General features: G+C 73.3%; 14 protein-coding genes. 9 read left to right on the forward strand and 5 right to left on the reverse strand.

Translation table 11 applies throughout. The features are described 5' to 3' along the window. The first annotated feature begins 5 nt into the window (after positions 1 to 5). Positions 6 to 467 (forward strand): HAD domain-containing protein, encoded by a 462-nt coding sequence (locus IRY44_RS25490; RefSeq protein WP_194802761.1) that lies wholly within the window; start codon positions 6 to 8, stop codon positions 465 to 467. 24 nt (positions 468 to 491) lie between these two features. On the opposite strand, the gene IRY44_RS25495 is transcribed toward IRY44_RS25490, so the two are convergent. After that, positions 492 to 1,808, reverse strand: coding sequence for a hypothetical protein (locus IRY44_RS25495; protein WP_370585011.1), 1,317 nt, complete (start codon positions 1,806 to 1,808; stop codon positions 492 to 494). A 125-nt stretch (positions 1,809 to 1,933) separates the two neighbouring features. Here IRY44_RS25495 and IRY44_RS25500 point away from each other — a divergent pair, with 125 nt between their 5' ends. After that, positions 1,934 to 2,560: a M23 family metallopeptidase gene (locus IRY44_RS25500; protein WP_194802763.1), complete on the forward strand. Its 627-nt coding sequence runs from the start codon at positions 1,934 to 1,936 to the stop codon at positions 2,558 to 2,560. Between the two features lie 9 nt (positions 2,561 to 2,569). Here IRY44_RS25500 and IRY44_RS25505 read toward each other — a convergent pair whose 3' ends face one another. Continuing rightward, the gene (locus IRY44_RS25505; protein WP_194802764.1) at positions 2,570 to 2,983 is read right to left on the reverse strand and encodes a DUF4260 domain-containing protein; all 414 of its coding nucleotides are present in this window, start codon (positions 2,981 to 2,983) and stop codon (positions 2,570 to 2,572) included. Positions 2,984 to 3,135: 152 nt separating this feature from the next. On the opposite strand from IRY44_RS25505, the gene IRY44_RS25510 reads away from it, so the two are divergent. The 4 genes from IRY44_RS25510 (at position 3,136) to IRY44_RS25525 (ending at position 9,606) form a co-directional block, all read left to right on the forward strand. Continuing rightward, complete coding sequence (locus tag IRY44_RS25510; RefSeq protein ID WP_194802765.1) at positions 3,136 to 3,675, forward strand: DUF1697 domain-containing protein; 540 nt, start codon at positions 3,136 to 3,138, stop codon at positions 3,673 to 3,675. A 31-nt stretch (positions 3,676 to 3,706) separates the two neighbouring features. Beyond that, positions 3,707 to 6,805, forward strand: a complete 3,099-nt coding sequence (locus tag IRY44_RS25515; RefSeq protein WP_370585012.1) for a BTAD domain-containing putative transcriptional regulator — start codon at positions 3,707 to 3,709, stop codon at positions 6,803 to 6,805. Between the two features lie 116 nt (positions 6,806 to 6,921). Continuing rightward, positions 6,922 to 8,625, forward strand: a complete 1,704-nt coding sequence (locus IRY44_RS25520; RefSeq protein ID WP_194802766.1) for a bifunctional 3-(3-hydroxy-phenyl)propionate/3-hydroxycinnamic acid hydroxylase — start codon at positions 6,922 to 6,924, stop codon at positions 8,623 to 8,625. A 36-nt stretch (positions 8,626 to 8,661) separates the two neighbouring features. Further along, positions 8,662 to 9,606 (forward strand): GIY-YIG nuclease family protein, encoded by a 945-nt coding sequence (locus IRY44_RS25525; RefSeq protein ID WP_194802767.1) that lies wholly within the window; start codon positions 8,662 to 8,664, stop codon positions 9,604 to 9,606. A gap of 13 nt (positions 9,607 to 9,619) precedes the next feature. Here the strand turns inward: IRY44_RS25525 and IRY44_RS25530 are convergent, their stop codons facing one another. Then, on the reverse strand, positions 9,620 to 12,379 hold the full coding sequence (locus IRY44_RS25530; RefSeq protein ID WP_194802768.1) for a matrixin family metalloprotease: 2,760 nt from the start codon (positions 12,377 to 12,379) through the stop codon (positions 9,620 to 9,622). Between the two features lie 165 nt (positions 12,380 to 12,544). Between IRY44_RS25530 and IRY44_RS25535 the strand changes: the two genes are divergently transcribed. Continuing rightward, positions 12,545 to 14,578 carry a hypothetical protein gene (locus tag IRY44_RS25535; protein ID WP_194802769.1) on the forward strand — a complete coding sequence of 678 codons (2,034 nt, stop codon included), beginning with the start codon at positions 12,545 to 12,547 and terminating at the stop codon, positions 14,576 to 14,578. Positions 14,579 to 14,613: 35 nt separating this feature from the next. On the opposite strand, the gene IRY44_RS25540 is transcribed toward IRY44_RS25535, so the two are convergent. Beyond that, positions 14,614 to 15,243: a TetR/AcrR family transcriptional regulator gene (locus IRY44_RS25540; protein WP_194802770.1), complete on the reverse strand. Its 630-nt coding sequence runs from the start codon at positions 15,241 to 15,243 to the stop codon at positions 14,614 to 14,616. An 87-nt stretch (positions 15,244 to 15,330) separates the two neighbouring features. Between IRY44_RS25540 and IRY44_RS25545 the strand changes: the two genes are divergently transcribed. Then, positions 15,331 to 16,602 (forward strand): NAD(P)/FAD-dependent oxidoreductase, encoded by a 1,272-nt coding sequence (locus IRY44_RS25545; protein ID WP_194802771.1) that lies wholly within the window; start codon positions 15,331 to 15,333, stop codon positions 16,600 to 16,602. 28 nt (positions 16,603 to 16,630) lie between these two features. Here the strand turns inward: IRY44_RS25545 and IRY44_RS31390 are convergent, their stop codons facing one another. Beyond that, on the reverse strand, positions 16,631 to 19,318 hold the full coding sequence (locus IRY44_RS31390; protein WP_194802772.1) for a CHAT domain-containing protein: 2,688 nt from the start codon (positions 19,316 to 19,318) through the stop codon (positions 16,631 to 16,633). 509 nt (positions 19,319 to 19,827) lie between these two features. Between IRY44_RS31390 and IRY44_RS25555 the strand changes: the two genes are divergently transcribed. Beyond that, positions 19,828 to 20,229, forward strand: coding sequence for a hypothetical protein (locus IRY44_RS25555; protein ID WP_194802773.1), 402 nt, complete (start codon positions 19,828 to 19,830; stop codon positions 20,227 to 20,229). The last annotated feature ends 7 nt before the right edge of the window (positions 20,230 to 20,236 follow it).

Here is a 20,236-nt window from a genome sequence, read left to right on the forward strand (position 1 = left end):
GGGCGATGACTGATCGTCCGCTGCTGTTCCTGGACGTCGACGGGACGCTCCTGCCCTTCGGCGGCTCCGCCGGGCCGCCGGAGGACGGTGTCAACCCGCTGCTGGCCGGTCTGGACGCCGGGCACGGCCGCCGGCTCGCCGCGTTGCCGTGCGATCTGGTGTGGGCCACGACCTGGATGCACGATGCCAACGAGGTGCTCGCGCCGCGGCTCGGCCTGCCTCCGCTGCCGGTCGTCGACTGGCCGGACGACGAGGACGACGACGGTCGGCTGCACTGGAAGACGCGGCGACTCGTCGAGTGGGCCGCCGGACGCCGGTTCGTCTGGCTGGACGACGAGATCACCGACGCCGACCGGAGGTGGGTAGCAGGGAACCACGGCGCGCCGGCGCTCATGCACCGCGTCGATGCGCGTCGAGGCCTCACCGACGCGGACCACCAGGCTGTCGCGCGATGGCTGAGGGGATAGGCCTTGTGCCGGCGTCCGCGCGCCCTAAGCGACCCGGTCTCGTGGCAACGCCCGGGTGGGCAGCACCAGGACCTTCCCGTCCTCCTTCTCGACGAGGCCGATCTCGACATCGGGAAGGTCCGACACGGACACGGTCTCCTCGGCCGCGAGCTGACGCAGGCGGCCCGGCCATTCGAGCAGGTTGTTCACCTCGCCCTGGGTCAGCAGGCGATCGGTGAAGCTCTTGGTGGGTGCCCGCAGCCGCAGGTCCGCGAGGGCGCCGAGGAGCGCGTGCAGTTCGTCCTGTAGTTCGTCCACGCTCCGCTGCTCGTCCTGCAGCATGGCGGTGAAGCGGCGGAAACTGAGCTCGGGCGACTTCTGGGCGTGCTCCACGGCTTGCAGCACCGCGACCCGTCGCTTCGTCGCGATGGCCAGTGAAGCCAGCCGGAGCTCGACGCGGAAGGCGCCGTCGGGCTTGTCGATCCCGGGGAAGGCCTTGATGAGGTCGGCGACCTCCACCCCGTCGGAGGAGAACGCCGCGACCTTCGCCCGCCATGCGCCCGCCCTGCGTCGGGCCGCGGCGATGGCGGTGTCGACGGTGTGTACGGCCGCGTCCAGCCCGAGGGAATGTCCCGCCTCACCCTTGTCGAGCAGGAGGGCGGTCGCCCGTTCGACGGCCGCCGTCGCGCCGTGGAGGCGGTCGCGTTCCGCGTCGAGGTTCTCGGCGGTCAGCTCCTCGAGAAGCTCGGTGACCCTTTCCATGGCCTTACGACGCTGCTCTTCGGCGTAGACGCTCGCGGCGGTCGCCACGGCGAGCAGGATGAACGATGCCGCGGCGGTGACGATACCGGCGGTGGTCGCCGCCTTCGCGGTGCCGCTCACCGCCCCCGTGACGCCTGGCCGGGACGCGTCGGCCGCCACCGGTACGAAGGTGGCCTTCTGCACGATGCCCGTCTTGCCGAGGATGTCGCCGTGGATGCCACCCGCGACGGCCTTGGACGGCATGGACCGTACGAGACCGTCACCGAGCTGCGAGGCCACCGACCTCGGCACCACCATGCGGTACAGCGTCTCCGTCGACCCTGCGGCGGCCGTCGCCGCGGACCCGGCATTCGGCGTCTTCAGCAGTCGTCGGAGCTCCATCGCGAGCGGCGACGCGGCGTCGAGGAGTCGTCCCCCTCGGACGTCCGTCATCGGCGGAAGCGGGTACGCCTCCACCGTGACGAGCGGCGTGTCGAGGAAGGCGGCGAGCGCCTGCCGCAGCCCGGCGAGCCGCTCCGGTGACATGCCCTTGTGGTCCACGGGAAGCTCCGCCGCCCGCGAGATCTTCCCGGGCTCCGTCGCCAGGGTCCACACCGGCACCTGCTGATGGTCCGTCACGCCGTTCCGCCGTTCCTAGTCGTGGCGAGCGCCATGAGACTAGCCAGTGCGTCGCTGATCGGCAGACCCGTGTCTGCCACCGGACACGGCCTGTCATGCTCGAAACGATGACCACCGAGCGCCCTCGCGGCTCCCGTCTCCCGCGCGTCCTGCTGATCGTCGGCGTCCTCGGGGCGCTCGCCGCCGTCGCGGCGGTCGTGGTGCCGCTGGTGCGGCCGCCCGGCCCGCGACCGGACTTCCAGCTCCCGGTGGCGTGCGGCGAGACGTGGCGGCTGTCCACCTATCCGGGGCACGACGACTACGACGTCGACCTCTTCCCGACCTCGGGGGAGGCTTGGGGGAGGCCGGTGCTCGCCTCCGCCGACGGCACCGTCACCGTCGCGGGGATCAACGGCTCGCTGGGCGGCCGCACCCCGCAGGATCCGGACGGGCCGCGCGGGCGCGGCGGCGGTTACTGGGTGAAGATCGACCACGGTGGCAAGTGGGAGACGCAGTACCTGCACCTGCTCGAACCGCCGTCGGTGCAGGCCGGTCAGCGGGTGGCCCGGGGCGACCAGCTCGGGCGGGTCGGCAGCACCGGGAACTCCGGGGCCCCGCACCTGCACTACGAGCAGCGCCGCGGCTGGGAGAAGGTGGAGGCCCACTTCGACGGCGTGCCCTCCGGGATCACGTCCGACGACCGCGAGTACTCGGTGCGGCTGACGAGCGCGAACTGCGCGCCGCCGCGCCAGTGACCGGGGCGGTCAGCGTCCGTCGGTGGTGGCCCGGGTGTGGCGGGCCTTCCCGATCAGGCCGAGGTGGGTGTGCTCGAACCCCTCGCCCGTCTTGAGGCCGTACCCCAGCGCGCGGTCGACGGCGATGTGGAACGCCCACGCGACGGCCAGGACGCCGAGCCAGTCGATCCGGTCACCGGACGCGGCCGCCGCCACGGCCACCGCGCCGAGCGCCGCCGGCAGCGCGTACGAGTGCGCCAGGTTGTAGCAGGCGGCACCGAGGCGCGGCCCGCGCAGGTAGCCGAGCATGGACAGGTCGAAGACGAGGAAGAGGGCGAGCAGCGACCACCACGGGTATCCGGCCGCGACGGTCACGACGACGGCGAGGACAGCGACGACGGCGGCCTCGACGCGCTGCGTCGTCACGGGGTTGAGCTGCGGCATCTCCCACCTCGATGTCGGTGCCGGGGCCGGCGCGGAGGCGGCCGGCTCGCGCCGTCGGCCTGCCCGGACAGCGTACGCAGGCGACTGTGGGCCGGTGCGTCGAGGTCATTGACGCACCACGGTGACGCCACGGCCGGTTACCATCCCGAGTCATGGCGAGATACGTCGCTCTGCTGCGCGCGGTGAACATCGGTGGCGCCAGTTCCATGGCGATGGCGGAGCTGAAGGAGGTCTTCGTCTCCTGCGGCTTCGACCAGGTGGCGACCTACATCCAGAGCGGCAACGTGGTGTTCGGCTGCCCGGAGACCGACGAGGCCGCGATCCTGGCCGAGATCGGCCGGGGCATCACGCGGCGGTGGGGCCGGGACGTGCCGGTGCTGCTGCGCAGCCTGGCCGAGCTGGACGCGATGATCGCCGCGAATCCGTACGTCGACGCGCAGACCGATCCGACGAAGCTGCTGGTGACGATGCTCAGCAGCGACCCCGGCGCGGACAAGCAGGCGGCGCTCGCGTCCCCGCCCGGCGAGACCGGGACGCTGACGCTCGTCGGCCGGGACGTGTTCGTGCACGTGCCCGACGGGTACGGGCGCAGCAAGCTCGGCAACGCCTTCGTGGAGAGGAAGACGGGTGTGGTCGGCACGACCCGCAACTGGCGCTCGGTGCTGAAGTTGCGTGAGATGGCGGCGGCCTGACCCGGCGCCGGGCGCGAGGGGCGTCGTCGAGGTGACTGTGCAGTTCCGGGTGCTGGGCCCGCCGGAGGTGGTCCGGAACGGCCGGGTGGTGCCCCTCGGCGGGCCGAAGCAGCAGGCACTGCTGGCCCTGTTCCTGCTGCGCCCGAACCGGTTCGTCGCCGCCGACTGGCTTGTCGACGCGCTCTGGGACGGACGGCCGCCGGCCAGCGCCCAGACCACGCTGCGCACCTACGTCGCCGGGCTGCGCCGGGCCGTGGAACCGCAACGCTCCCACCGCGAGCCGGCGCGTGTCCTGCGCAGCCACCCCCGGGGGTACGAGCTGCGGGTGGACGCCGACGCCGTGGACGCGGTCCGGTTCGGCGCCCTGGTGGACCGGGCGGCGGACGCGCTCGCGGGCGGGCGGCCGGAGTCCGCCGAACGGACGTACACCGAGGCGCTGGCGTTGTGGCGTGGTGAGCCGCTGGCGGGCGTGGCCGACCTGGCCGCGGTGCGCCCGGAGGCGGCCCGGCTGGCCGAGCTGCGGGTGAGCGCCGAGGAGGGGCGGCTGACAGCGGCCGTCGCCGCGGGCCGGCACGCGACGCTGCTGCCGGAGCTGCGCCGGTTCGTGGCGGCGCATCCGCTGCGCGAGGGCGCCCGGGCGCAGTTGATGCTGACGCTGTACCGGTCGGGGCGGCAGACCGAGGCGCTCGCCGTCTTCGACGAGGGCCGCCGGATCCTGGCCGACGAGTACGGGATCGACCCGGGGGAGCAGATCCGGGCGGCGCACCGGCTGATCCTGGAGCAGGCCGTACCGCAGGACGCCGGCAGCCCTGCCGACACCGGCGTCCGGGCGGCCGCCGAGACGGCCCCGGAGCGGGACGTCGAGGCGCTGGTGGGGCGGGATGCGGAGCTGGACCGCCTGCGGGGGGCGCTGGACTCGGCGACCGGGCAGGGCGGGCGGGTGCTGACGCTGGTGGGGGAGGCCGGCATCGGCAAGACCAGCCTCGCCGCGGCGCTCGGCGCCCGCGCCGCCGCAGCCGGCGTCCCGGTGGTCTGGGGTCGCTGTCCGGACGTCGGGCAGGCGCCGCCGTTCTGGCTGTGGAGCCAGGTGGTACGCGCGCTGCTGGCGCTGCCGCACACCCGCGCCGCCGGGTCGGCGAGCCGGCTGGACGGGTTCGCCGCGGGCGCGCCGAGCGGACCGGCCGACGGTCGCGGACTGGACCCCACGGCGCGGTTCCAGGTGTACGAGGCGGTGGCGGACCTCGTGCACGCGGCGACCCGGGAACGCGGGCTGCTCGTCGTCCTCGACGACCTGCACGCCGCCGACCCGGACTCGCTGCTGTTGCTGCGGTTCCTCGCCACCGCCCTGCCCGCGTCCCGGGCGCTGGTGGTCGCCACGCTGCGCCCGTACGACGACGATCCGGCCCTGGTGGCGACCGTGGCCGAGCTGGCGCGCGGACGCGGCTTCGGTCAGGTCCGGCTCGCCGGGCTGGACGCCGCGGCGGTCGCCGACCTGGTCCGGGACCGCACCGGCGTGGCGCCGCCGGAGCCGCAGGTGACCCGGCTCGTGACCCGCACCGGCGGGAACCCGTTCTTCCTCACCGAGCTGCTGCGGTCCCGGGCCGGCGCGGGCGCCGACGCGGAGCTGCCGCCGAGCATCCGGGACACGGTACGGCTGCGGCTGGCCGGGCTGCCCGCTGCCACCCGGCGCTGCCTCGACCTGCTCAGCGTCGCCGGACACGACGTGGACCTGGCGGTGCTCGCGGCGGCGCTGCACAGGACGGCCGAGGCTGTCGCCGAGGACCTCGCCCCGGCGTACCCGGCCGCGCTGGTGGTCGAGACCGGGCCGGGTGCGCTCGCGTTCCGCCATCCGCTGATCGCCGAGGTCACCTACGCCGAGCTGGTCCCCCCGCGCCGGGCCGCGCTGCACGCCCGGCTGGCCGCCGCGTACGAGCGGACCGCGGGCGCCGCACCGGCGGAACTGGCCCACCACTACGGCGAGGCGATCGGGCTGGGCCACGGCGAGGACCACCTGCGGTGGTCGCTGCGCGCCGCCGACGACGCCACCCGCCGGGTCGCCTACGAGGACGCCCTGGGCCACCTGGAACGTGCCGCGCTCCGGCTCGCCCCCGCCGCGCGGGTGTCGCCGGACGCGGCGCACACCGAGCTGACCGTCCAGTTGCACCGCGCGGCCCTGCTCCAGATGACTGTGGGCGTCGGCAGCGACGCGGTCGACCGGGTCTGCGCCCGGGCCCGCGAGCTGCTGGCGCTCGTCGGGCCGGACGCGGACATCCGCCACGCGCTGTGGGCGCTCGGTGAGCTGGCCGCCAACCGGGCCGAGTTCGCGATCTGCGCCGACCTCGCCGGGCGGCTCGTCCGGGCGCCCGACGACGGCAGCGGGCTGCTCGCCGTCGCCGGGGAGTACCTGCTGGGCGCGGTCGGCTACTTCACCGGCCGGCAGGCCGACGGCGAGCGGCGGCTCACCGCCGGGATCGAGCGGCTGCGTACCGTCGACCGGGCGCTGCTGCGCCGCGAGGTGGGCCGGCGTCCGGTGCTGGCCTGCCACAACTTCCGGGCGCTCGTACGCTCGATGCGCGGCGATCCGGCCGGTGCGTGGGCGGACATCGCCGCCGCGGAAGCCCTCGCCGATGAACTCGACGACGCGTACGGCCGCGCGAACGCGGCGCTCTACGCGGCCTGGCTGGCGATGCAGGAACACGACGTGGCAGCGGCCGACGCGGCGGGCCGGCGGTGCCGGGACATCGGGCGGGACACCGGTCTGCCGCACATGACCGCTACCGGCGCGTACTTCCTGGAGTGGGCCGCGGCGCGCGGCGGCGACCACGGCCGGCTCGACGCGATGCGCGCCGCCGCCGACGAGTTCTACCGGCCCGGGCTGCGGTCCACCCGGACCATCACGCTGTGCGCGATGGCCGAGGCGTACCTGGCCGCCGGTCGTCCGGAGACCGCGGCGACGCTGGCCGGGGAGGCGCTGGCGGTGGCGGACCGGGTCGGTGAGCGCGTCTTCGTCGCGGAGCTGCACCGGATCCGCGGCGCGGCCCGGCGCGACCGCGCGGAGTGGGACCTCGGCGCGCGGATCGCCGCCGGCCAGGGCGCGGGTCTGCTGCTGCCCCGGTTCGCCGCCTTCTGACCGGCGTGGAGGCCCGCCTCCACGCCGTCTCCACACCCCTTCCACACCGGACTGGTGCCCTGACCGGTGCCGGACGGCGCAGAGTCGTCCGGACCACGTTCCGAAGGGGCACCACGATGGAATCAGTTCAGCCGCCGGCTCACCAGGAGGTCCAGGAGGTCGAGGTCGCCGTCATCGGCTGCGGGCCGGTGGGCGCGCTCACCGCCAACCTGCTCGGCGCCCGCGGCGTCACCACGCTGGTCGTGGAGCGCAGCGCGACGCCGCACGGCCAGCCGCGGGCCTTCTCCTGCGACGACGAGGCGTTGCGCATCTACCAGCAGGCGGGCCTGCTCGACGAGATACGCGACGAGACGATCGCGCCGCCGCTCGTCGAGTACGTGAACGGCGCGGGCCGGGTGTTCGCCCGGATGAGGCTGTCCGAGACGGACTTCGGGTACGGGCACGCGCCGCTGCGCTTCTTCGACCAGCCGCGACTGGAACACACGCTGCGCGCCGGGCTGGACCGCTTCCCGCACGTGCGGCTCGCGCTCGGCACCGAGCTGGTCGGCCTGACCCAGGACGAGGACGGCGTGACGGTGCTGCTGTCCGACGTGGTCACCGGGCAGCGGCGGGCGGTCCGCGCCCGGTACGTGCTCGGCTGCGACGGCGCTCGCAGCGCCACCCGCGCCGCCGTCCGGATCCCGCTGTCCGGGGCGAGCTACGCCGAGCCGTGGCTGGCCGTCTCCGGCGACGTGCCGTCCGACGCGGTACGGGTGCCGGACACCACGTTCGTCTGCGACTGGCGGCGCCCGGCCTTCGTGTCCCCCGGGGCGGCCGGCAGCTACCGGATGGAGTTCATGCTGCGCCCGGGCGAGACCGAGGACGAGATGCGGCGACCGGAGACCATCGCCGCGCTCGTCTCGCCGTATGTCGACCCGGACCGGTTCGCCGTCACCCGGGCGGTGGTCTACACCTTCCACCACCTGGTCGCGCAGCGGTGGCGGGAGGGACGGGTGTTCCTGCTCGGCGACGCCGCCCACCAGATGCCCCCGTTCATGGGCCAGGGCCTGTGCAGCGGCCTGCGCGACGCGGCGAACCTGTCGTGGAAGCTGTCGCTGGTGCTGTCCGGCGCCGCCGACGCCGCCGTGCTCGACACGTACGAGTCCGAGCGGCGTCCGCACACCGTGGAGATGGCGCAGACGAGCGTCCGGCTGGGACGCGTCTTCCTGGCCCGCAACCGGGTCACCGCCGGGGTACGCGACGCCGCGCTGCGGGCGGTCCAGACGATCCCCCGGGTACGGCGGTTCGTGGAACGGTTCGAGTTCAAGCCGGTGCCGGCGTACCGGCGGGGCCTGATGGCCGGCGGGCGGCGCGACGGGGTGGTCGGAACGATGTTCCCCCAGCCGCGGGTCCTCGTTCCGGGCGCGCCCGGGGAGCGTCTGCTCGACGAGGTGCTCGGCGACGGCTTCGCCGTGCTGGGCCGCGCCGGTGTGGCCGACCCGCTCGGCGCGTGGCGACCGGGGCTGCCGGTGCGGTTCGTCGCGGTCCACCCGTCCGGCACGCGGCTCGCCGACCTGCCGGATCCGCCCGCTGGCCCACCGGCGACCGGCGGTCCGGACCGGGTCGACGTCGTGGACGCCGACGGGGTGCTCGGCGGGTGGCTGCGGCGGCACGGCGCCGACCTGGTGGTGCTGCGGCCGGACCGGTTCGTGTTCGCCCTGGTCACGGCCGGTGGCGTCGAGCAGGCCGCACGGGACCTTTCGGCCGCCCTCGGCGTACCGCCGGACGGAGGCCGGACCCGGGCGGACACCTCGGGACTCGCGGCGGCCCCGGGCTCGTGACCTGACGTCCGGGAGCAGTGCCTATCATCGCGCACTGTGGACGGTGCGGAGGTCGACCGGTTGACTGTCGACGGGGTGGGTTCGATAGCGCACCTGCTGCCGAGGTCACGCGGTCGGTGCGGCATCTACGAGCTGACCTTCGCCGACGGCGAGCGGTACGTGGGGCAGGCCGTCGACGTGGTGGCCCGGTTCGGCATGCACCGCCAGAAGTGGCACGACATCGTCGAGATCGCCTTCCGGCGCGTACCCCGCGACCGGCTCGACGACGAGGAGCGGGAGCAGATCCGCAGGCGGGAGTCGGCCGGGGTGCGGCTGCGCAACGTCGTGCACACCGCCGGCCGGCTCGGCGCCGCCGAACTGGACCTGATCCTGCCCCCGTCGGAGCAGGAACGCTGGCTGGCCGGCGACGAGCCCTGCCCGATCCCCCTCGCGCTCCGCGAGGGGGACGCCGACCTGCGCCGCCGGACCCGCCACCAGTTCGACCGGCTGCGCGCCGACGCCCGGTTCACCGACGGGATGGCCCGCCTGATCGGGGCGTACCTGCGCCTCACGATGCCCGTACCGGAGCAGACCGAGCGCGACTTCTGGACACTGACCGCGCTGCCGGGTACCAACTCCGCCAGCTTCCCGCGCCTGTTCACCGTCTCCGTGCACTCGCTGGAGACGCTGTTCGTCTGCCACGACCGGCGGCGGCCGCAGGATCTGCACATCCGCCTGAACGTCGACGAGGCTGCGGCTCGGTCACAGCTGCGCACCCGGCTCCGGCTGCGCGCGATGGGCGCGGCCCGAGCGCACTACCGGGTCCGGCCGGGCGTGCTGGCGCTGCGGTTCGGATCGGTCGACGCCGCGTACGACGCGCTGACCCGGCCGCGGATCGTCAAGGCGGCCCGCCGGCTCAACCTGGACCTGATGAGGAAGGGACCCGCGCTCAACTGGAAGACCCACTGCCCGGACCTCGTCCGGCACGTGCTGTCCGATTGAGCACGGGAACCGCTCACACCACGTCGGACACCCGGGTCAGGTTGGTGCGCTGCCAGTCGTGGTCGCCGAGCGAACGAGACAGCAACTGGATGTTGCCGTTCGCGGCCGTGTAGGTGATCTGGAGCCGGTCGCCGCCCAGCCACACCGACAGCACGCTGCGCCCCACCGGCGGCATCCCGTCGATCTGCACCCGCTCGGCCTGCCACGCGTCACCGTCCCCGGTCAGCTCCCACAGGCCGCCGTCGAAGTCGGCGAAGACCAGCAGCCAGCCGTCGGGCGCGCCGTCCACGCCGGGCAGCCGCTGCACCGCCGACGCGCTGCACTCGGGCAGGCCGAGTTCCGCGGTCAGCGAGCGGGTGTGCCAGGCGCCGTCGTCGCCGACGGCGTACATCCGGATGTCCTGCCGGTGGTCGAGGCCGAAGACCCGGTGCCGCTCGCCGGCGCGGTGTTCGCCCCAGACCGGCATCATGGTCAGCGGTAGCGGGTTCTCCGCCTGGGTGGCCCAGGTCAGCGAGATCTGCCCCCAGCCCTCGGGGCCCTCCCACAGCATCCGCAGGTGCTCCTCGGCGTCCCGGTAGATGATCACGTCGAGGCCGGTGACGCCGTCGACGTACCCGTAGGGCGTGCCGTCGGCCGCGACCGCGCCCTCCACCGACACGTCCTGCCAGACCCAGCCCTGGCCGGGCGCCTGGGACAGCCGGATCGTCCGGCCGTCCGTGGCGCTGTAGACGACCCGCTGGGTGTCGCCGTTGCGGTAGGCGTGCGGGCCGTACCGCACGGCGGGCGGGCCGCCGCTGTCCTGCGTCAGGTCACCCCACCACCACTGGCCCTGGTCGTACCAGATCTGGTGGACGTGGCCGCCGTCCCCGGCGTAGACGTACGACGGCACGTCGTCGTGGGCGAAGAACGGCGACGGGGCGCTGCCGCGGGCCATCCGGGGCGCGCCCACGTCCGCGGTGAGCCGCGTCCACGTCCACCCGTCGCCCGACGGGTAGTGCACCACGAGGTGCCGCTCGCAGTCGGAGTACGCGACATGATCCACGCCGGGCAGCACCCGGATGCCGACGCCGTCGGTGAACGGCAGCCGCCCGTACATGGCGAACAGGCCGTTGCGGTCGTCGGACTTGGGCACCCGGTACCAGCTCGCGTTGCGGTGCATCACGTTGCCGCTCTTGCCGTGGTTGAGCCCGAACGCGTGGCCGATCTCGTGCGTGGCGACGTGCCGGAAGTCGGGCCCGTGCAGGTCGACGTCGAAGTACCCGTGCGCGTCCCAGTTGATCTTCCGGTTGAAGATGACCGGAAGTTGGCCGCCCGTGTCCGGCCAGCCCGGAGCGGCCCCCCACTTGGTCACCGCGTAGACGGTCCGGAACCAGCCGGTGTCGTGGAACACCGGGTCGTCGCCGACGGAGAAGACGATGTCCGCCTGCGCCGGGTCGAAGACGCGGGTGAACTCGAACGGCCCGTACCAGTTCTCGCCCAGCACCTCGCGCCACACGTCGAACGACACCTGGATCAGCTCGTGCTTCAGCGCGTCGGTGAACTCGTCGCGGGCGTACGGCATCGTCATGTCACCGAGGTGGTACGTCAGGTTCGTGTGCCGGAAGTGGTGTCCCTCCAGGACGAAACTCGCTGCCGCCGGCCGGTCCGGGGTGCCGCAGCCGGGCGCGGTCAGGTGGGCGGCGGTGACCGCGTCGGGCCGCCCGGTCACCGGCAGCTCGTGGAACGTCTGGTACGCCCGGATCGCCGTGCCCAGCCCGGCGGCGGGGGCGAAGCCCGCCTCGGTGAGCAGCGTGGCGACGGCGTCCAGGGGCAGGTCCGCCACGTCCGGACGGATCAGCGACACGGTGCCGTCCGCCACGTCACCCACGTACGCCGTGCCGTCGGCGGTGACCGCCACCGCGGACGGGCCGTGGCCGGTGGTGACCGGATCGAGCGTGCGCGGCGCGTACGGGTTGGTGGTGTCGACGAGCTGGACGCCCTTGTCTGTCGCCAGCCACGCCCGGGACAGTCCCGGCACGGCCGCCAGGTCGCGGACGCCGGCCGCGCTCCCCACCGCGCCGAGCCGCCGGCCGGTGTCCGGGTCGTGCACGCCGACCAGCGGATGCACGGTGCCGCCGCCGAGCGAACCGAGGTAGATCATCCCGTCGTGCGCGACTGCCAGCTCTCCCGGCTGGAGGTGGGCGGGCTCGACCGGCGCCACGGTGAGCGTGCCGTCCGGGCGCAGCACGGCGAGCGCGTCGTCGGCGGGCACGAGGCCTTTGACGTACAGCGCCGCGTAGACGGTGCCGTCCGGGGCCACCGCGAGGCGGTTCGGCGCCGACGGCAGCGACACGAAGCGCCGCCGGGTGGTGTCCGCCAGCTCGATGACCTGCAGGCGTTTGTGCGCCCAGTCGGCGACGTACAGCAGGTCGGCGACCGGGTCCACGGCGATCGCGATCAGCCCGAAGCCGATCGGGATGTCGGTGACCGTCCCGGTGGCCAGGTCGCACCGCGAGACGCTGTAGCTCTGCACCCCCCGGTTCATCACGTACGCCTGCCCGCGTCCGGGGTGCCAGGCCACCGCGCGGGGCTCATGGCCGACCGGCAGGGACGGGCGGACCGGGGCGAGGGTACGGGGGTCGAGGACGTGCAGCCGGCCGGCGCCGGACGCGGGGTAATGGGCGACGAGCAACGCCGTGCCGGTGTCGGTGACGGCGTGCACCGAGCCGGGGTCCCCGGGGGTGCCGAGGGCGACCTGGAGCTGAGGTGGTGGGGTGGGGGCGGGAGTGGTCATGACGTTCTCCACTGGACGTGAGCGCTTCGCGACTCACCGTAGGACTATGTGCCTGACCTGCGGATTCTTCGTCGTTGATCCGGCAGTGTCGATGTGCGGGGCCTTGCCGAGATCCGTTCACGAGCGTAGGAAGAACACCACCGTCCGATGTCGAAGGAGACGCGCGTGCGCACACCCCGACGGCTCCGTCTCGCCGTGTCCGCGCTGGTGACCGCGTCGGCCGTGCTGTTCGGCTCCGGGGCCGCCGCGGCGCCGTCCGCGCCTCCCGCCCCGGCCGGGAACCGGTCCTGCGACCCGATCGACCCGGCGGCCTGCCTGCTGCCGTTCCCCAACGACTACTTCACCGTGCCGGACCGCAGCACGCCGACCGGCAAGCGGGTCCGGTTCGCGGCCTCCGCGATGCCCGCCAACGTGCTCGGTGTGCCGATCGCCCCGGCGGAGTGGAACCGGCAGGACGGGTTCAGCCCCGGCTCGCCGATCCTGGCGCGCGTACCCGGCCTCGACGCCGCGCGGACCCGGATCGCGCCGGTCACCGACGTCGCGCGCTCGCTCGCGCCGGACGCGCCGATCGTGCTGCTCGACGCCCGCACCGGGCGGCGTACGCCGTACTGGGCCGAACTGGACGCGCACGCCGCCGGCAACCCGGACCGGCAGGCGCTGATCATCCGGCCGGCGGTCGCGCTGACCGAGGGCACGAGGTACGTCGTCGGCCTGCGCGGCATGCGCGACGGCGACGGCGCGCTCATCCCGGCGCCGAAGGCGTTCCGCGCGTACGTCACCGGTGCCGGCCTGGACCGGCGTGACCCCCGCGCGCTCCAGATGAAGCGGATCCTCGCCGACCTGACCCGGGCCGGCGTCAAGCGGCACAGCCTCTACCTGGCCTGGGACTTCACCGTCGCCAGCCGGCAGGGGCTGACCGGGCGGATGCTGGCGGTCCGGGACGGCGCGTTCGCCGCGCTCGGCCGCCGCGCGCCATCGTTCACCGTCACCCAGGTCACCGACTACACGCCCGAGCAGGACCCGCTGATCGCCCGGCAGGTCACCGGCACCGTCGCCGTACCGTCCTACCTGACCGGCGACGGCGGGCCGGGCTCCCGGCTGCACTACGGGCCGCCCGGCGGCGACGGCACCCCGCCGACGCCGAGCGCCCTGCCCACACCGTCCGGCACGACGGTGGCGGCCGACTTCGTCTGCAACATTCCGCGCAGCGCGTCCGCCACGAGACCGGCGCACCTCTCGCTCTACGGCCACGGTCTGTTGGGCCGGCCGACCGAGATCAACGCCGGCAACGTCAAGACCATGTCGCAGACGTACGACTTCACCTTCTGCGCGACGAGCTGGATCGGGATGGCCGCCGCCGACGTCCCGTACGTGGCGGGTGCCTTCACCGACCTCAGTGCCTTCCCCGCGGTGGCCGACCGGCTCCAGCAGAGCTTCCTGAACTTCCTGTTCCTGGGCCGGACGATGATCCACCGCAACGGGTTCGCCGCCCACCCGGCGTTCCGCGACGCCGCCGGTCGGCCGCTGATCGACGTGGCCGGCGGGCTGCACTACGACGGCAACAGCCAGGGCGGCATCAACGGCGGCGCGCTCACCGCCATCGCCCAGGACTGGACTCGCTCCGTGCTCGGCGTGCCCGCGATGAACTACTCCACGCTGCTGCAACGCAGCGTCGACTTCGCCCCGTTCCAGACCGTCCTGGACGGCTACTACCCGGACCGCATCGACCAGCAGATCGTCTTCGGCCTGCTGCAGATGCTGTGGGACCGGTCCGAGGCCAACGGGTACGCCCAGCACATGACCGACCGGCCGCTGCCGCGTACCCCGGCGCACCGGGTGCTGATGCACGTGGCCTTCGCCGACCAGCAGGTCTCGACCGTCGCGGCGGAGGTCCAGGCGCGCACCATCGGCGCCCGGCTGCACACCCCGGCGCTCGCCGACGGCTGGTCACCGGACGTGCGGCCGTTCTGGGGCATCGCGCCGATCCGCAGGTACCCGTACGCCGGCTCGGCGATGGTGGTGTGGAACAGCGGTGCCGCGTACGCGCCGCCGCCGACCAACCTCGCGCCCGCCGGACCGGAGTACGGCGAGGACTCGCACGAGTTCCCGCGCGCCCAGCCCGGGGCCCAGCGGCAGAAGGCAGTGTTCCTGCTCACCGGGAAGGTGATCGACGTCTGCGCGGACGGCCCCTGTCCGTGACGCGCCCGGCCGGGCGTGCCGCGCGGCACGCCCGGTCAGTCCGGCGGGGGAGTGTCCCCGCCGAGGTGACCGAGGACCCGGCCGAGCTGGGCGGCGTACGCGTCGAGGAACTCGGGTGAGCCGGCGTCCAGACCGGTCAGCCGGCGGACGACCTGTGGCAGCACCGTCGGCGCCATCGCCGCCGCGAAGAACGTCAGCACCACGTACGCCGGGTCCAGGTCGGCGGACAGCTCGCCCTCGCGCTGCCGGCGGCGTACGTCGTCGACCATCGCCGTGAAGTACGCCTGACTGTCGCTCTCGTCGTCGTCGGCGTCGGTGGTGCCGGCGTCGGCCAGTCCTTCCCAGACGAGCAGCCGCGCCCAGGACCGCTGCGTCGCGCCCAGCCGGACGAAACCGGCGACCACGTCGGCCAGCGGCTGGTCGGGCCGGGCGGCGCCGCTGGTGCTGCGCCAGCGCTGGTGGAGGGCCTGGTAGAGGCCCTCCTTGCCGGCGAAGTAGTAGGAGATGAGCTGCTGGTTGACGCCCGCGCGAGCGGCGATCGCGCCGGTGCGGGCGCCCGCGAAGCCGTATTCGCCGAACTCGACGAGCGCCGCGTCCAGGATGCGCTCGCGCGTTCGTTCGGCGTCGCGTCTGCGCTGATCGCCGCTGGGAGACCGCCGTGACATGCCGAAGATCCTATCAGTGTCACCTGTCTGCCTGATTTATTCAATCAGATGGTTGACATACTGACTCGCGCGAATGACCATCGGGTCATGGAGAACCTGACCGTCATGATCATCGGGGGCGGCGTCGGCGGCCTGTGCCTCGCGCAGGGCCTGCGCCGGGCGGGCGTCGCGGTGACCGTCCACGAACGCACCCGGGCCCGCACCGACTGGTTGCAGGGCTACCGCATCCACATCAACCCCGACGGCGCCCGCGCACTGCGCGCCTGCCTCCCGGCCGCGAACTGGCAGGCGTTCCTGGACACCGTCTCGGTGGACGGGGGCGGCTTCGCGTTCACCACCGAACAGCTCACCGACCTCGTCCGCCTCACCGCCGACGAGATCGCGCCCAGCGGCGACCCCGGTGAACGGCACTACGGCGTCAGCCGGATCAGCCTGCGTGAGGTGCTGCTGTCCGGTCTGGACGACGTGATCCACCTGGGCCGGGAGTTCACGCACTACGAGACGACGGCCGACGGCCGGGTCACCGCGCACTTCACCGACAGCGGCAGCGCCACCGCCGACGTGCTGATCGGCGCCGACGGCGCCAACTCCCGGGTACGCCGGCAGTTGCTGCCGCACGCCCGCCGGATCGACACGGGCGTCGTGGCGATCGCCGGCAAGCGGCGGCTCGACGGCGCGACGCTGCCCCGCGCGCTGACGCACGACACGAACCTGGTGATCCCACGGGACCGGGGGTCGCTGTTCACCGCCGTGTGGCATCCGGACCGGCGGGTCGTCGTACCGGATCGGGACGCGCCGGCGGAGTTCCTGCTGGACAACGCCGCGCCGTTCGTCCTTTGGGGCTACTCCGACGTGGCGGCCGCCTTCCCGGCGGACGTCGAGTCGCTGACCGGGGCGGACCTGCGGCGACTGGTGCTGGCCCGCATCGACGGCTGGGCGCAGGCCCTGCGGGACCTGATCGACGGCTCCGATCCGCTGACCGTGAACGCCCTGCGGCTCCGCAGCGCCACGCCGGTCGACGCCTGGCCGACCACGTCGGTGACGCTGCTCGGCGACGCCATCCACAACATGACGCCGATGGCCGGCATCGGCGCCAACACCGCGCTGCGTGACGCCGAACTGCTGTGTCACCGCCTCACCGAGGTCGCCGCCGGTGGCTCCGCGCTGCTGTCGGCGCTGCGGGACTACGAGCGGCGGATGCTCGACTACGGGTTCGCCGCGGTACGGCAGTCGCTGCGCAACGCCCGCCAGGCCGGGTCGGACAGCCGCCTCGGCCGGGCCGCCTTCCGCACGATGATGCGCCTCGCCGGCGCGGTGCCACCGATGCGCCGCCGGATGGCCGCGCAACTCGGCCGGTGATGCCGCCGCCGGGTGCGAGGGATCGCGGTCACGCTCCCGTGTAGGCGAACGCGGCCCAGTACCTGGGATCGACGTAGGGGCGGTCGCCGGCCTCGCCGGCCGGGTCGGCATCGGGCAGCACGGCGGCCAGATCGGTCCGCGTGGCGGTACGGAGCCACAGCTGGGCACGGTTGAGCGCGACCGCGGGCTCGCAACCCTCCTGGCGCCACAGGCGATAGAACATGATCATCAGATATGTGGTGGCGAGATCGTCGACAGACCACGCGGTCGCGATCACCCCGGCGAACCCGATCTGGATCAAGGCGGACGGCAGCCCGACCGCCTCGTTGGGCAGGGCTGATCCACTGCGGTTGGTCTGGCAGGCGGACAGGACCGCCAGACGGCGGCGGCTCGGCTTCAAGGTCCGGCGTAGCTCCTGGAGCGTGACCTGCCGGTCCGCGAAGTACAGCCTGCTGTCCATGATCGAATCACTGTCGACGCTGCCGTGGCAGGCGATGTGCCACACGGTGTGTTCGTCAGCTGCGGCGTGGAACTCCGCCCACGTGCAGCCGTGCCGTGGCCATGTCGGTCTGCCGTTCCAATTGCGGGTGATCTCGGCGGTCTCCCGGCCCACATACCGAAGGTGTTCGCCTGCGCTCGTGCCGTGCCCGTCGGGCACGTCGATGGCGAGCAGTGTCTGCTCCGGGCCGGCGAGTTGTCGGACCGTGCTGCGGCATCGTCGTAAGCTCCGGACGTTCGGCGCGTACCGGATCGCGGAGAACTGTCCGACGTGACGCCACTCGGTGTCCTCGTCACCAGTGATGCCGGGCACGCCGGCGGCATGCAGCGGCAGGAGGCTGAGGAGGCCGACGGGCACCAGCGTGACCACCTCTCCCCTCGCGCTCCACAGGACGACGTCCCTCAGCCCTGCCTCCCAGAGCGTGCGAAGCGCCCCGGCCGTCCGGTCGACGCTTCTGGCTTCGAGCGGTTCGATGTCGCGGAGCCCGGGCAGGAGTGGGCTCGTCCGCAGAGCGACGGTGCGCCCGAATGCCGTCCCGTCCCCGGCGGCCACGTTGCGGACCAGTTCGGCGACCGTGGCGCGGTCCAGTTTGGGGAGGTCGACGTACTGCGGGTCGTGCCGTGCGGCGACCACGAGCGCGTACCCGCCGGCCTTCGCGGCGCCGAGGTAGACCAAGGCGCCGTCGTCGGTCTCGGCGGCGATGGTGTCGTAGTCGGCGAAAAGGGCGAGCGGGTCTGCTCCGGTCACCGCCGCGACGCGCCCGGCGACGTCACGGAGGTGCGACCACGACTGCCGTAGATCGGGGGACGAGAGACGCGTGCGATCGTCGAAGTCCTCGACGGCATGCGTGTACTCCTCCGCGAGCTCCGCCCGGCCGGCCGCTCGGAGGCGCTGGAGCACCGCCGCGTCGTCCCGGCCGATCACCTCGGTCAGTCCCACCGCCCGGCCGGTCTCCAGCGCGAGCACCGCCTCCCGGTAGCGTCCGGTGCGGGCCAGCCAGTATCCGGCCTCCTCGGCGTACTCCTGCGCGGCGGCGAGGACCCGTTGCTTCGCGCGTGCGCCGTACCGCGTGACAGCGTCCTGGGAGGCCAGATCCACCAGGTGCTGGTACGCCTCGGCGGCGTACTCGGGATCACCGGTGCCGACAGCCCACTCCGCCCATGCCACCGCCAGGCGGGCCCGCGCCGCAATGGTCCCGGAGACATGCATGGACTCGCGCCACGCCCGGTGCCGGTGCTCGTCCTTCGTAGTGTCGGCCAGCGCGTCCAGGGCGGACAACGCCTCTTGGAGCAGTTGGCGATCGTCGGCGTCAGGGTGGTGCCAGGGGCGGCGCCGGCCATTGATCAGGCGCACCGCTTCGCGTATGTCGCCGTCGGCGGACGGAGCCGCGGACGACAGGGCCCGCCGCAGCAGCAGTCTGGCCAGAGCGGTGTCTGCGGCAGTGGTACGGCGCCACGGACGCAAGCCGGCGGCGCGGCCTGACCGGCACCATCCGATGCCCTCGTCGAGTCGATGCGGACGGCAGCCCGCCACGACCAGTCCGAGCGTGGCGAGGATCTGTGGCCGCAATGCCCGGGAGAGCCTGTCCTCGGCCTGCGCGCCGATCGTCAGTTCCGCGACTGCCGCATCGAGGTCCCCGGTCAGTACGTTGCGTCGGCCCCGCAGCAGACGTACGAGACCGGTGCTGGAACCGGCGAGGTCGAGCCGGTCGATCAACTGATCGAGCGGCGCGGTGTCGCCGTGGGTCTCCGCCGTGGCAATGGCTGCTTCGGCGACAGCGAGGACGTGGTTCTCGTCGGTCAGGGCTTCGGCGGCGAGGTGCGCCGTGTCTCCCGTTGTCGCGTGCCTCGAGCGGAAGACACGCGGTGCCAGGACGGGCGGCATGCCCTCCACGAGTGCGGAGGCCGATGACCTGTTCCGTTCGAGAGCGGCACGAGTGTCGTGCAGTGCCCGCATCTCGGCGATGCGCCGAAGGTCGCGGTGATGGTCGTTCATCAGGACGCCGGAGATGCGGTCCGCGACGTCGCGTAGCGCGGTGAGCAGTGCGTTCTCCTGCGGGTGGCCGAGCGAGGATTCGCGCTTCAACACCGTCAGGCACATGGATACGTAGCCGCGAGCCGCCGTCCGCGTGCTGTTGTCCTCGTCCACGTTCCGGGTGTCGATGAACGGATGAAGGCTCAGCAGGTCATGTATCGCGAGGTCGAGGTCGTCGAACACGCTGGCGACCAGGACCAGCTCGTGCAGACTCCACAACGTGCGGTTGAAGCCCTCGGTGCTCTGCCAGCGCGGCGGCCGGGCCTGACGGTGCGCCAGCCACGCCCGGCGGGCGGCGGCCGGGTCACCTCGTAGGTGCGCGTCCTTGTACGCCCAGACATGCCGCTCGACCTCGGCCGTCCACCGTTGGGTGTCGTCCGAGCCGTTCAGGTCGTGCCTGATCCGATGTCCCCTGGCTTCGTGCGCCCACGGCTCCTCGAAGGTGGGGTCGGTCGCCCTTCCGCACAACGGACACGGGTGCGGCCACGACCGGGGCGCCGGTGTGTCACCGGTCCCGCAGCCGTCGTTGCGGCACTCCCAACCTCGTACCTCCGCCTCGGGTGGCGCCAGGTATCCGTAGGAGGTACGTGGCGGGCGTCGAACCAACGCGGCAACCGTCCTCTTCGCGTCGCCGGCACCGACTGCCGGTCCTCATCGGTCTGCTGACGGACAGCTGTCCGTCAGCACCGGGCATGGCATTCTTCCGACGACCGCCCAGCTCGCCGTTTCCGGACGACATGGTGCGGTGGCTCGATCTCTTCGGCCGGTACTCGTTCGACGTGCACGGCAGCGGCATCGACGACAGCGGCATGTGGGACCGCTTCGGATCGCTGTACGAGTACGCGACCAGCGACCGGGAGGGCTTCCTGGCCGCCCTGGGCGATCTCGTCGCCGACGACGAGGGCGGTTTCGCGACCTTCGGTGCGGCCCGGCTCGTCTGGGAGATGTTCAGCGGGGACGCGCTGACGATTCCCGCGGCGTTGCCGCTGATCGACGCGGGCATCGCCTTCAAGGCCTCCCGAGGGCTTCCGGTCTTCCTGCTCACCGGTTACGAGCAGCAACGGCTCCAGCAGATCCGCGCACAGCGCGGCTGAATCCGTA

Source organism: Micromonospora sp. ANENR4 (genome assembly GCF_015354395.1).
Lineage (GTDB): Bacteria > Actinomycetota > Actinomycetes > Mycobacteriales > Micromonosporaceae > Micromonospora > Micromonospora aurantiaca.